The 12930-nt window shown below is 73.6% G+C and carries 12 protein-coding genes; 2 read left to right on the forward strand and 10 right to left on the reverse strand.

The window, feature by feature from the left end:
* Positions 1 to 183: 183 nt before the first annotated feature.
* Positions 184 to 2478 carry a RecQ family ATP-dependent DNA helicase gene (locus ACWPWV_RS17285; RefSeq protein ID WP_454044580.1) on the forward strand — a complete coding sequence of 765 codons (2295 nt, stop codon included), beginning with the start codon at positions 184 to 186 and terminating at the stop codon, positions 2476 to 2478.
* A gap of 90 nt (positions 2479 to 2568) precedes the next feature.
* On the opposite strand, the gene ACWPWV_RS17290 is transcribed toward ACWPWV_RS17285, so the two are convergent.
* Both ACWPWV_RS17290 and hisD read right to left on the reverse strand, forming a co-directional pair.
* A complete protein-coding gene (locus ACWPWV_RS17290) occupies positions 2569 to 3042 on the reverse strand; it encodes a GNAT family N-acetyltransferase (RefSeq protein ID WP_454044141.1) in 474 nt (157 codons plus the stop codon).
* A 5-nt stretch (positions 3043 to 3047) separates the two neighbouring features.
* Positions 3048 to 4373 carry a histidinol dehydrogenase gene (gene hisD / locus ACWPWV_RS17295; protein ID WP_454044142.1) on the reverse strand — a complete coding sequence of 442 codons (1326 nt, stop codon included), beginning with the start codon at positions 4371 to 4373 and terminating at the stop codon, positions 3048 to 3050.
* A 92-nt stretch (positions 4374 to 4465) separates the two neighbouring features.
* On the opposite strand from hisD, the gene ACWPWV_RS17300 reads away from it, so the two are divergent.
* On the forward strand, positions 4466 to 4699 hold the full coding sequence (locus tag ACWPWV_RS17300) for an RNA-binding S4 domain-containing protein (protein WP_454044143.1): 234 nt from the start codon (positions 4466 to 4468) through the stop codon (positions 4697 to 4699).
* Between the two features lie 33 nt (positions 4700 to 4732).
* Here the strand turns inward: ACWPWV_RS17300 and ACWPWV_RS17305 are convergent, their stop codons facing one another.
* From ACWPWV_RS17305 to ACWPWV_RS17340, 8 genes are all read right to left on the reverse strand, one after another.
* A complete protein-coding gene (locus ACWPWV_RS17305) occupies positions 4733 to 5137 on the reverse strand; it encodes a pyridoxamine 5'-phosphate oxidase family protein (RefSeq protein ID WP_454044144.1) in 405 nt (134 codons plus the stop codon).
* Positions 5134 to 5697, reverse strand: a complete 564-nt coding sequence (locus ACWPWV_RS17310) for an NUDIX hydrolase (RefSeq protein WP_454044145.1) — start codon at positions 5695 to 5697, stop codon at positions 5134 to 5136. The genes ACWPWV_RS17305 and ACWPWV_RS17310 overlap by 4 nt, the downstream gene beginning before the upstream one ends.
* 5 nt (positions 5698 to 5702) lie before the next feature.
* A complete protein-coding gene (dnaE, locus tag ACWPWV_RS17315) occupies positions 5703 to 9239 on the reverse strand; it encodes a DNA polymerase III subunit alpha (protein WP_454044146.1) in 3537 nt (1178 codons plus the stop codon).
* 94 nt (positions 9240 to 9333) lie between these two features.
* Entirely contained in the window at positions 9334 to 9855 is a 522-nt protein-coding gene (locus tag ACWPWV_RS17320) for a GNAT family N-acetyltransferase (protein WP_454044147.1), read from the reverse strand.
* The gene (locus tag ACWPWV_RS17325; RefSeq protein WP_454044148.1) at positions 9852 to 10784 is read right to left on the reverse strand and encodes an RluA family pseudouridine synthase; all 933 of its coding nucleotides are present in this window, start codon (positions 10782 to 10784) and stop codon (positions 9852 to 9854) included. Before ACWPWV_RS17325 ends, ACWPWV_RS17320 begins: the two co-directional genes overlap by 4 nt.
* The gene (locus tag ACWPWV_RS17330) at positions 10781 to 11455 is read right to left on the reverse strand and encodes a signal peptidase II (RefSeq protein WP_454044149.1); all 675 of its coding nucleotides are present in this window, start codon (positions 11453 to 11455) and stop codon (positions 10781 to 10783) included. Before ACWPWV_RS17330 ends, ACWPWV_RS17325 begins: the two co-directional genes overlap by 4 nt.
* A gap of 80 nt (positions 11456 to 11535) precedes the next feature.
* Complete coding sequence (locus tag ACWPWV_RS17335) at positions 11536 to 11997, reverse strand: TraR/DksA family transcriptional regulator (RefSeq protein WP_454044150.1); 462 nt, start codon at positions 11995 to 11997, stop codon at positions 11536 to 11538.
* Positions 11998 to 12129: 132 nt separating this feature from the next.
* Positions 12130 to 12798 carry a DivIVA domain-containing protein gene (locus ACWPWV_RS17340; RefSeq protein ID WP_454044151.1) on the reverse strand — a complete coding sequence of 223 codons (669 nt, stop codon included), beginning with the start codon at positions 12796 to 12798 and terminating at the stop codon, positions 12130 to 12132.
* Positions 12799 to 12930: the final 132 nt, after the last annotated feature.

Consider the following 12930-nt stretch of genomic DNA (forward strand, 5'->3'; position numbering starts at 1 on the left):
GCGGACGCCGCGTCACGGCAGAGCGGGCCGAGCACCGGGTCGCTCCCGGTACCCCGGACGGCCCCCGCCGCGACGGCCTCCGACGTGCCGTCCGACCCGCCGCACGACGTGCCCGCAGCGCCCGCGGCCGGTCCCGCGGCAGGGCCGGGGGACGGCGAGGCCGTGCGGCGCGCGAAGCTCGCGATGCTCCGCGGCCTGCTGGACGGGGAGTCGCTGCGCGAGGACGCGGAGACCGCGCTGCGCGCGCTCGTCGGGCGCGACGACGCCCGCCTGCGCGACGACCAGTGGCGCGCGATCGAGGCGCTCGTGGCGTTCCGTCGCCGTGCGCTCGTCGTGCAGCGCACGGGGTGGGGGAAGTCCGCGGTGTACTTCGTCGCGACGAAGCTCCTGCGCGACCGCGGCGCCGGGCCGACCGTCATCGTCTCGCCGCTGCTGGCGCTCATGCGCGACCAGGTCTCCGCCGCCGCGCGCGCAGGCATCCGCGCGGTGACCATCAACTCGTCGAACGTCACCGAGTGGGACGACGTGCACGCCGCCATCGAGGCCGGCCAGGTCGACGTCCTGCTGTGCTCGCCCGAGCGGCTCAACAACCCGGGCTTCCGCGACGAGGTGCTGCCGCGCCTCGCGGCCGACGCGGGTCTGGTCGTGGTCGACGAGGCGCACTGCATCTCCGACTGGGGCCACGACTTCCGTCCCGACTACCGCCGCATCCGCACCCTGCTGGCCGACCTGCCCAGCGGTATCCCCGTCCTCGCGACGACCGCGACGGCCAACGCGCGCGTGACGGCCGACGTCGCGGAGCAGCTCGGCGTGCACGCGGACGCCGCCGCGGCACCGAGCGGTCCCGGGACGTCCGACGAGGTCCTCGTCCTGCGCGGCGGTCTCGACCGCGAGTCGCTCCACCTCGCGGTGCTGCCTCTGCCCGACCAGCCGTCGCGCGTCGCGTGGCTCACGGAGGCGCTGCAGGACGTCGACGGGTCGGGCATCGTCTACTGCCTCACGGTCTCGGCGGCCGAGCAGGTCGCGAGCCAGCTCCGCTCGGCAGGCCTCGCGGTCGCCGCCTACACCGGGCAGACGGACCCGGCCGAGCGGGAACGGCTCGAGGAGGACCTCAAGGAGAACCGCGTCAAGGCGCTCGTCGCGACGTCGGCGCTCGGGATGGGCTTCGACAAGCCCGACCTGGCGTTCGTCGTGCACCTCGGCGCACCGAGCTCGCCGATCGCGTACTACCAGCAGGTCGGTCGCGCCGGGCGCGGCGTGGACTCCGCGGTGGTCGTGCTCCTGCCCGGCGAGGAGGACCGGCGCATCTGGGAGTGGTTCGCGTCGACGGCGTTCCCGCCCCAGGCGCAGGTGCGCGCGACCCTCGCCGCGCTCGAGGGCGGCGGCACGCAGTCGGTCGCGCAGCTCGAGACCCAGGTGGACCTCAAGCGGTCCCGCCTCGAGGGCATGCTCAAGGTGCTCGACGTCGACGGCGCGGTGCGCCGCGTCAAGGGCGGCTGGGAGTCGACCGGGAGGCCCTGGGAGTACGACGCCGAGCGCTACGCGCGCGTCGAGGAGACGCGCACGGCCGAGCAGCGCGCGATGCTCGACTACGAGGCGACGACCGGCTGCCGCATGGCGTTCCTGCGCGCCGCGCTCGACGACCCCGAGCTCGAGGCGGGCTGGGAGTGCGGGCGGTGCGACCGGTGCGGCGGCGTCACGCTGCCGGCCCTGCCGGACGCGGAGACGGTCGCCGCGGCCCGCGCCGACATGGACCGCCCCGGGGTCGAGGTGGTCGCGCGCCGCCAGTGGCCCAGCGGGATGGACCGGCTCGGCCTCGACGTGCGGGGGCGGATCCCCGCCCAGGAGCAGGCCGAGCCCGGGCGTGCCGTGGCGCGGCTCGACGGCCTCGGGTGGTCCGCACCGCTGCGCGAGCTGTTCGCCCCGGGGGCGCCCGACGGCGAGACGCCCGTCCCGCTGCGCCGTGCCGCCGCGCGCGTGCTCGACGAGTGGGACGCGCTGCGCGCCCCGGCACCGGCCGGCGCCGTCCCCCCGGACGGCGACCGCGCCGGCGCGGGCGCGGACGACGCGACGGGGGCGGCGGGCGCGGCGGGGGCGCCGGGCGCGGCGGCGGACGCGCGCCCTCTGCTCGTCGACGGCGTCGTCGCCGTCCGGTCCGTCTCGCGGCCCGTCCTGACCCGTCACCTCGCGACAGGTCTCGCCGCGTATCTCGGGCGTCCGCTCATCGGGGCGATCGGGCCGGCGCCCGGCCGCGAGGAGCCGGGGCGCCACGACGTGAACTCCGCGACGCGGCTGTCGGGCGTCGCGGGCCGCCTCCGGCTGGAGCTGTCCCCCGCTGCGCTGGCCGGTCTCGCGGGGCGGCGCATCCTCCTCGTCGACGACTGGACGGAGTCCGGCTGGACCCTCACGGTCGCGGCGCGGCTGCTGCGGCAGGCCGGCGCCGACGCGGTCTACCCGTTCGTGCTCGGCGTGCGCTGACCCTCGGTGCGGACGGGAGGTACGCCACGTCTCCCCGGCGCGGCCCCGGACGACGCGGGCTCGTGGCCTGCGGTCCCGCCCGCACCGCGCTCACCACCGCAGCCGGAGCTCGGTGTAGGTCGTGTCGACGAAACCGAGCGAGCGGTACAGCTCTTCGCCGTCAGGCGTCGCGTGCAGCGCGACCGAGTCGACGCCGGCGTCGCGCGCCCACGCGATCGCGGCCTCGACGCACGCGCGCCCGTGGCCGCGCCCGCGCGCGGACGGCAGCGTGCACACGTTGGACAGGTGAGCCGTGAGGCCGCGAGGGTTGCGGGCGGACGGTGCTCCGCGCCCGAGGGTCACGAGCGCGCCGGCGACCACGGCGCCGTCCTCGTCCACGACGAAAGCCGCCGCGTCGTCGCCGGCGAGGGCGTCACGGAACCACGTCAGGGCGCGCTCCTGCCAGACCGGGTCCTCGGCGTCCTCCCCCATGGCCCGCATGAGCTCGACGCGCAGCCCGACGAGAGCCGTCGCGTCCGCACGCCCAGCCCGGCGCACGCGGTCGCCGTCCGTCGGCTCCACCACGACCGTCAGAGGAACCGCGCGCGCACGGCCTCGCCGTGCGCGGGCAGGTCCTCGTCGGCGGCGACGGCGACGATGCGGTCCGCGACCTCCTCGAGCGCGTCGCGGTCGTACTCGATCACCTGGACGGCCTTGACGTAGCTGTGCACGCCGAGGCCGCTCGAGAAGTGCGCGCACCCGCCCGTCGGCAGGACGTGGTTGGAGCCCGCCATGTAGTCGCCGAGCGACACCGGCGACCACGGGCCGACGAAGATCGCGCCTGCGCTGCGCACACGGTCCGCGAGCGCGGACGCGCCCGCGGTCTGGATCTCGAGGTGCTCCGCGCCGTACGCGTCGACGACGGCCAGGCCCTGCTCCAGGTCGTCGACGAGCACGACCGCGGACTGCTTGCCCGCGAGCGCCTGCGCGACGCGCTGGGTGTGCTTCGTGACCGGCACCAGGTCGACGAGCCGCGCCTCGACCGCCGCGGCGAGCTCGACGGACGGCGTGACGAGCACCGCGGCGGCCAACGGGTCGTGCTCGGCCTGGCTGATGAGGTCGGACGCGACGTGGCCGGGGTCGGCCGTCGCGTCCGCCAGGACCGCGATCTCGGTGGGACCCGCCTCGGAGTCGATGCCGACCACTCCGCGCACGAGGCGCTTCGCCGCGGCGACGAACACGTTGCCCGGCCCGGTGACGACGTCGACGGGCTCGCACAGCACCTCGCCGTCCTGCGGCTCGCTGCCCGCGGCACCGTAGGCGAACATCGCGACCGCCTGCGCACCGCCCACCCCGTACACCTCGTCGACGCCGAGGAGGGCGCACGCGGCGAGGATCGTCGGGTGCGGCAGCCCGCCGTCGTCCTTCTGCGGCGGTGACGCGACGGCCAGGCTCGGGACGCCGGCCTCCTGGGCCGCGACGACGTTCATGACGACCGACGACGGGTAGACGGCGAGCCCGCCCGGTGCGTACAGGCCGACGCGCTGCACCGGCACCCAGCGCTGGCGCACCTGGGCCCCCGGGGCGATCTGCACGGTGAAGTCCTGGGGCCGCTGCGCGGCGTGGACCTGCCGCACCCGGCGGATCGCCTCCTCGAGGCCCGCGCGGACGGTGGGGTCGAGCTCGGCGAGCGCCGTCGCGAGCGCCTCCGCCGGGACCCGCAGGTGCTCGGGGCGCACGCCGTCGAACCGCTCCGCGTACTCGCGCAGCGCGTCGGCGCCCCGCGTGCGGACCGCCTCGATGATCGGTGCCACCCGGTGCGCGGCGTCCTCCACGCCGACCTCTGCGCGCGGCAGGGTCGCGACGAGCTCGCGCGCGGACAGGGTGCGGCCTCGGAGATCGATGCGGGTGATCATGCCCCGAGTCTAGGAGTGTCTGCCGTGCGCGGACGAGGCGGTTCGCCCACCGGTCGTGCCGGGCCGTGTCCCGGGGTGGGACCATGGACGCCATGGACGCACGCGACGCCACCCCGGTCGAGATCTCCGACGACGTGATCCGGCTCGGCCAGTTCCTCAAGCTCGCCGGCCTCGCGGACTCCGGGGCCGACGCCCGCGAGCTCATCGCGGACGGAGAGGTGCGCGTCAACGGAGAGGTCGACACGCGGCGCGGTCGCCAGCTGCGTCGGGGGGACACCGTCACGGTCGAGCACCCGCAGGGGGCGCAGGGCGCGACGGTCGCCTGACCGACCGCTCGGGTCGCGGCCGCCGGGCGCGGGTCAGGCCATGTACGTCGACGCCATCACCTTGTCGGGCGTGAGGCGCAGGACGACGCGCTCGGGGTTGGGGGCCAGCTGTCGGTAGCGGCGGGCGTACCGCGCGACCGCGTCGGCCACCTCGTCCGCGTCCTCGACCACCTCGATCGTGCCCTCCAGCGTCATCCACCGGCCGCCGTCGACCTGGCAGACGGCGGCACGCGCCGGCTCACCGGCCGGTCCGGTGCGGCGCGCGTTGCGGGCCTTGACCGAGGCACGGTTCGTCGTGATCCGCAGGACGCCGGCGTCCGGGTCCCACGTGAAGGCCACGGGGACGACGTGCGGCGAGCCGTCCGCGCGCAGGGTCGTGAGCGTCGCGAGGTGGCGCTCCGTGACGAAGACGCGCTGTTCGGGGTTGAGCCGGATCACGAGCCGAGCCTACGGCCCCGGACCGTCGAGCCGGGCTCGCCGCCCGGGACCCGGTCGTCGAAGCCGAAGGTCATGACGGGCGGGACGAGGTCCCCGCGGAGCGCGTGCATCACGTGGAGCTCGTGCGGCACCACCGGCTCGGGGAGGGCGCCGAGCCGGAACCACCGCAGGTCGGCGGCCTTGTCGGGCTCCTGGAGCTCCGGCGTCCCGGTCCACCGCGTGGTCTCGAAGAAGAAGTCGACGCGCTGCTCGATCGCCGGACCGTCGGGAGACCCGCGGTGCAGCGTCGTGAGAGGGCGCAGGTCGGCGCAGGACACGACGATCCCCAGCTCCTCGTGCGCCTCCCGCACCGCGGCGGCGAGGACCGACTCCCCCGCCTCGACGTGTCCCGCGGCGGCGGTCGCCCAGTGGCCGTCGCGGTAGCCCGTGCCCCGGCGCAGCTGGAGGAGCAGCTCGTCGTCGCGACGCACCAGCACGTACGCGGCGGGGACGACGCGGAACCGGTGAACGGCCGATCCGTCGTCCCACGTCGCGGGGACGTCCGGCACCGGGCTCGGCACCGCGCTCAGCCCACGAGGCACGACGGTCCCAGCAGGGCCTTGAGGTCGCCGAACAGCGCGGGCGACCTCTCGACCCGCAGGGCGTCGCCCGCCCGGACGACCGTCGTCTTGCCCGGCTCGAGCACCTGGACGTGGACCTCCGCGGAACCCGGGTGCGTCGCGAGGACCTCGCGCAGCCGGGTGATCACCGGCTCGACGCACCGCGTGTGCGGCACGCGCACGGCCACGGGCGACTCCGCGCCCACGGACACGTCCGGGAGCGAGACCTCCATCGCCTGGAGCTGCATCGTGTCGTCCCGACGGCGCACGCGGCCGCGGAGGACGACCACCTGGTCCTCGGCGAGGATCGTCGAGTACGCGAGGTACGTCTCGCCGAAGAACATCACCTCGACCGCGCCCTCGAGGTCCTCGATGGTCACGGCCGCCCACGGGTTGCCGTTCTTGCTCATCTTGCGCTGGAGCGACGTGATGAGCCCCGCGACGGTCACGGTCGACCCGTCGGGGCGGCCCTCGTCGGCGATGAGCGCCGCGATCCCCGTGTCGGCCGCGCGCGTGAGCACGTGCTCGAGGCCGGACAGCGGGTGGTCGGACACGTAGAGACCGAGCATCTCCCGCTCGAACGCGAGACGCTGCTTCTTGTCCCAGTCCGGGAGGTCGGGCACGTCGACGCTGAACGACATCGTCGGGTCGTCCTGGGCGCCGAGGTCGGCGAACAGGTCGAACTGGCCCTCCGCCTCCTTGCGCTTCACGCTGATCACCGAGTCCACGGCCTGCTCGTGCACGACGAGCAGCGCGCGCCGCGCGTGGCCGAGCGAGTCGAAGGCCCCCGCCTTGATGAGCGACTCGATCGTGCGCTTGTTGCACACGACGGCCGGGACCTTGTCGAGGAAGTCGGTGAAGGACGTGAAGTCGCCCTTCTCCTCGCGCGTCGCGACGATCGCGTCGACGACGTTGCGACCCACGTTGCGGACCGCCGTGAGCCCGAACCGGATGTCGTCCCCGACCGCCGTGAAGTTCGCGGCCGAGGAGTTGACGTCCGGCGGGAGCACCGTGATGTGCATGCGGCGGCACTCGTTGAGGTACAGCGCCGACTTGTCCTTGTCGTCGCGCACGCTGGTGAGCAGCGCCGCCATGTACTCGGTGGGGTAGTTCGCCTTGAGGTAGGCCGTCCAGTACGACACGAGGCCGTAGCCGGCGGAGTGCGCCTTGTTGAACGCGTACCCGGCGAACGGGACGAGCGTGTCCCAGACCGCCTGGATCGCCTTGTCGGAGTACCCGCGCTCCTTCATGCCGCCGTGGAAGGGCACGAACTCCTTGTCGAGGATCTCCTTCTTCTTCTTGCCCATCGCGCGGCGCAGCAGGTCGGCCTGGCCGAGCGAGTAGCCGGCCAGCACCTGCGCCGCCTTCTGCACCTGCTCCTGGTACACGATGAGGCCGTACGTCTCGTCGAGGACCTCCGCGAGCGGCTCGGCGAGCTCGGGGTGGATCGGCTCGATCTTCTGCAGGCCGTTCTTGCGCAGCGCGTAGTTCGTGTGCGAGTTCATGCCCATCGGGCCCGGGCGGTACAGCGCGATGACGGCGGAGATGTCCTCGAAGTTGTCCGGCCGCATCTGGCGCAGCAGCGCGCGCATGGGACCGCCGTCGAGCTGGAAGACGCCGAGCGTGTCGCCGCGGCCGAGCAGCTCGTAGGCCGCGCGGTCGTCGAGCTCGAGGGTCTCGATCTCGATCGGGTCCTTGCCGTTCATGACGATGTTCTCGAGCGCGTCGTCGAGGATCGTCAGGTTGCGCAGGCCGAGGAAGTCCATCTTGATGAGGCCGAGGCCCTCGGACGTCGGGTAGTCGAACTGCGTGATGACCGCGCCGTCCTGGAGCCGGCGCATGATCGGGATGATGTCGATGAGCGGGTCGCTCGACATGATGACGCCCGCGGCGTGCACGCCCCACTGGCGCTTCAGCCCCTCGATGCCGCGCGCGAGCTCCACGACGCGCTGCGCCTCGGGGTCGGTGTCGTGGAGCTGGCGGAACTCGCCCGCCTCCGCGTACCGCTCGTGCTTCGGGTCGAAGATGCCGGAGAGCGGGATGTCCTTGCCCATGACCGCGGGCGGCATCGCCTTGGTGAGCTTCTCCCCCATCGCGAAGGGGAAGCCCAGGAGCCGCGAGGAGTCCTTGAGCGCCTGCTTGGCCTTGATGGTGCCGTACGTGACGATCTGCGCGACGCGGTCGTCGCCGTACTTCTCCGTGACGTACCGGATGACCTCGCCGCGCCGGCGCTCGTCGAAGTCGACGTCGACGTCGGGCATCGACACGCGCTCCGGGTTGAGGAAGCGCTCGAAGATGAGGCCGTGCTTCAGGGGGTCGAGCTCGGTGATCCCCATGAGGTACGACGCCATCGAGCCCGCGGCCGAGCCACGGCCCGGCCCGACGCGGATGCCCTGGGCCTTGGCCCAGTTGATGAAGTCGGCGACCACGAGGAAGTACCCCGGGAAGCCCATCTGGACGATGACCTCGGTCTCGTACTCCGCCTGCTTGCGCGACGCGTCCGGGATGCCGTCCGGGTAGCGCCGGTGCAGGCCGCGCTCGATCTCCTTGACGAACCAGCTCGTCTCGTCCTCGCCCTCGGGGACGGGGAACCGCGGCATGTAGTTGGCCTTGGTGTCGAACGACACCTCGCACTGCTCGGCGATGAGCAGCGTCGTGTCGCACGCCTCCGGGATCTCGGCGAAGACGCGGCGCATCTCGGCCGCCGACTTCACGTAGTACCCCGTGCCGTCGAACTTGAACCGGTCCGGGTCGTCGAGCGTCGAGCCGGAGTTGATCGCGAGCAGCGCCTCCTGGCTCGACGCGTCCTCCTCGCGCACGTAGTGCAGGTCGTTCGTCCCGACGACGCGCGCGCCGATCGTCTCGGCGAGCCGCAGCAGGTCCTTGCTGACCCGGGTCTCGATCTCGAGCCCGTGGTCCATGAGCTCGACGTAGAAGTTCTCGCGGCCGAAGATGTCCTGCAGCTCGCCCGCGGTGCGGACGGCCTCGTCCCACTGCCCGAGCCGCAGGCGCGTCTGGATCTCCCCGGACGGGCAGCCGCTCGTCGCGATCAGTCCCTTGCCGTACCGCTGGAGGAGGTCGCGGTCCATGCGCGGCCACTTGCCCATCTGCCCGTCGAGCGACGCGAGCGAGGACGCGCGGAAGAGGTTGTGCAGGCCCTCGTTGTCCTTCGCGAGCAGCGTCATGTGCGTGTAGGCACCGCGCGCGGACACGTCGTCCGCCTCCTGACCCTTCTCGCCGAACCGCACGCGCGTCTGGTCGAACCGGCTCGTGCCCGGCGTGACGTACGCCTCGACGCCGATGATCGGCTTGATGCCCTTCGCCTGCGCCCTCGACCAGAACTCGAAGGCCCCGAACACGTACCCGTGGTCCGTCGTCGCGATCGCCTTCTGCCCGAGCCGCTCGACCTCGTCGAAGAGGTCCCCGATCCGCGCCGCGCCGTCGAGCATCGAGTACTCGGTGTGGACGTGGAGGTGGACGAAGTCCTCGGTCGCGGTCGGCATGCGTCGATCCTAGGCGCGGGTCCTGACGCTCGGGCGCACCCCGACCACGACGCGTCGGGTCGTCGGCGCCGGGGCGCCCGGGCCGGCGCCGGGATCACCCGTCGGCGGTGAGAATCCTCACGGCGTCGCGGTGGTCGATGCCCGCGTCGAGGTAGACGGGACCCGAGACGGTGTAGCCGAGGCGCTCGTAGAAGCCGATCGCCTGGACCTGGGCGGAGAGCTCGACGCGCACGGCGCGCCTCCCGTCCGGTCCCGGCACGGAGTGCTCGGCCAGGGCGATCTGCTCGAGCGCGCGCATCACCGTCGCGCCCGCGCCGGTGCCGCGCGCCGACGCGGCGACGGCCACGCGACCGATGTGCGTCTCGCCGGGGTGCGCCGGGTCGGTCAGCAGCCGTCCCGTCCCGACGACGGTGCCGCCCTGCTGCGTGTCGCGCACCAGGACGTGCGTCGTGGTGGGCGCGGTGTCGAGGTCGTCGATCTCCTCCTCGGCGGGCACCTTCTGCTCGTCGACGAACACCGCGAGGCGCAGGGCGTGCGCCGCGGCAAGACCCGCGTCGTCGCGCACGCGCTCGACGACGAGCCGCGCGCCGCGCGCGTCGGACGACGGCGCGCTCACGCGTACGCCCCGCCCAGGACCTCGAGCGCGTGCGCGAGGTCGTCGGGGTACTGCGACGTCAGCTCGAGCCACTGCCCGGTGCCCGGGTGCTCGAAGCCGAGCCGCATCGCGTGCAGCCACTGCCGCGCGAGACCGACGCGCGAGGCCAGGACCGGGTCGGCGCCGTACGTCAGGTCGCCGACGCACGGGTGGCGCAGCGCGGAGAAGTGCACGCGGATCTGGTGCGTCCGGCCCGTCTCGAGGTGCACCTCGACGAGCGACGCCGCCGGAAGCATCTCGAGGACCTCGTAGTGCGTCACGGACGGCTTGCCCTCGGCGGTGACGGCGAACTTCCAGTCCGAGCTCGGGTGCCGGCCGATGGGGGCGTCGATCGTGCCGGTCGTCGGCTCGGGATGACCCTGCACGAGCGCGTGGTAGACCTTCTCGACCGTGCGCTCCTTGAACGCGCGCTTGAGCGCGGTGTACGCGTGCTCGCTCTTGGCGACCACCATGAGCCCGGACGTGCCCGCGTCCAGGCGGTGCACGATCCCCTGGCGCTCGGCGGCACCGGACGTCGAGATCCGGTAGCCGGCCGCCGCGAGGGCGCCCACGACGGTGGGACCGGTCCAGCCGGGCGACGGGTGCGCCGCGACACCCACCGGCTTGTCCACGACGACGAGGTCCTCGTCGTCGTGGACGATGCCCATCCCGGGGACGGGCTCGGCGACGACCTCCGCCGCGGCCGGCGCGGCGTCGGGCACGTCGACCTCGAGCCAGGCCCCGGCGACGAGACGGTCCGACTTGCCGACCTCGCGGCCGTCGAGACGCACGGCGCCCTCGGCGGCGAGCTCCGCGGCGCGCGTCCGCGAGAGCCCCAGGAGCCGGGACAGCCCGGCGTCGACGCGGTCGCCGGCGAGACCGTCGGGGACGGGGAGCGAGCGCAGGCTCACCGCGCCTCCCCCTCGGCGGTCCCGGCGCTCCGCGAGCCGTCCGCGTCGTCCACGCCCCGCGCGGCGTCCTCGTCGTCGCGCCCCTGGCGCGTGCCGTCGAGGCCGATGCCGAGCACGGACCGCACCGCGATCATCACGGCCGCCGCCACGATCGCGATGTCCGCGACGTTCCCGACGAAGAACCCGGCGTAGTCGATGAAGTCCACGACGTGGCCGCGGGCGAAGCCGGGCTCGCGGAAGATCCGGTCGACGAGGTTCCCGACCGCGCCGCCGAGCAGCAGACCGAGGGCGATCGCCCAGCCCCGGGAGCCGATGCGGCCGACCATGCGCACGATCACCACGACCACCGCGACGACCACGACGGTGAGGAGCCAGGTCATGCCGGTCGCGATCGAGAGCGCCGCCCCCGGGTTGTACAGCAGGCGCAGCCCGAGCAGCGAGCCGACGAGCGGCACCGGGTCCTCACCCAGCACGAGCGACGACTCGGCCCACCACTTGGTGAGCTGGTCGAGCACGAGGACCAGGACGGCCAGACCGACGGTCCACGCGACGAGCCGGCCGCGGCGGCGACCTGCGGGTGCGACCGGCACGGGGTCGCCGGACCGGTCGGTCGAGGGACCCGACGGCGGTTCGACGGGGTCGAGGGGTTCGGGGCGCGGGGAGGTGGACATCGGCGGCAAGTCTGCCACGTGCTCGTCGCCCGACGGGTCCGGGTCGTCCCCCACCGACGGCCCCGGCCCTGCCGACCGGGTCAGCGGCGCTCTTCGCGCTGCTTCGCCTCGACCGACAGGTTGGCCCGCGGGAACGCCTGGAGACGCGCCTTGCCGATGGGCAGGCCGCTCGCCTCGCACGTCGCGTAGGTTCCCGCCGCGATCCGGTCGAGGGCGTGCGTCGTCTGGGCGAGGAGGTCGCGGACGTTGTTGACGAGGGTGAGCTCCTGCTCCCTCTCGAGCGCGCTCGACCCCGAGTCCGCCTGGTCGTCGCCCGCGCCGTCACCCGAGTCCCGCAGGAGGTTCGACAGCGCCTCGTCGGCCTGGGCCAGCTCGCCCTCCAGGCGCTCCTTCTCCGACAGGAGCTCCGAGGCCAGCTCCTCGACCTCGCGCAGGGTCCACGGCTCCTCGCCGTCGCGCACGGGGAAGGTCTTGACGTCCTTCGCGAGGTTCGGGAACTGTTCGCGCACGGCCGACCTGGCCGCGGTGCTGAGCTTGGTCATCTGCCCCTCCTGGATCGAGTCACGCGAGAGTAGACGCAGCGGCCGGTACGCACAACACACCACGCCGTCCCTCCGCGGAGGGACCACAGGTGCGCGTGCGTACCGGCCGCTGCCGGACGGTCGACGCTGGGGCTAGATGCCGGACGCGAGGTCGCTCGCGCGACCGGACCCGCCGACGTTGCTGCGCGGCGGGAGCGCGCTGCCCCGGTTGTCCAGGTCCCCGAGCAGGTTCTGCAGGTAGCTCTTGAGGCGCGTGCGGTAGTCACGCTCGAAGAGACGGAGCTCGTCGATCTTGCGCTCGAGGAGCGAGCGCTCCTGCTCGAGCTGCGAGAGCGTGCGGTGCGAGGTCTCCTCGGCCTCGCGCACGATGCGCGAGCCCTCCTCCTTCGCCTCGGCGATGAGCCGGTCGCCCTCCTCCTGCCCGGAGCGCACGTAGTCGTCGTGCAGCTTCTGGGCCAGCTGGAGCATCCCGGTCGCCGACTCGGGCTCGGCCGCGTTCTTCGTGACGACGGCCTGCGAGATGGGGGCGGGAGCCGGCTCGGGCTCCGGCGCCGGCTTCGGCGCCTCGACGGGCACCGGGGTCGCTGCTGCGGAGGACGCGTCGGCCCTGCTCAGCTCGGCGACACGACGCTCCGCGGCGGCGAGCTTGGACTTGAGGTCCTCGTTCTCCTCCTGCACGGAGTTGAGCGTCCTCACCACCTCGTCCAAGAAGTCGTCGACCTCTTCGACGTCGTACCCCTCGCGGAACTTCGTCGCCGCGAACTTCTTGTTCAGGATGTCCTCTGCAGTGAGCAGTGCCATCGGTTCACCTCATCAGCGTTAGCGTCTCGGTCCGGGCGACCTCGCGATCGCCAGGATCCAACGTAGCGGAGTTTGCCGTCCGGAGCCCGGAGCACGGCCCCGGGCGCGTGCCGCGCGAACGGCACGAGCAGG

This window comes from Cellulosimicrobium sp. Marseille-Q8652, assembly GCF_965112045.1.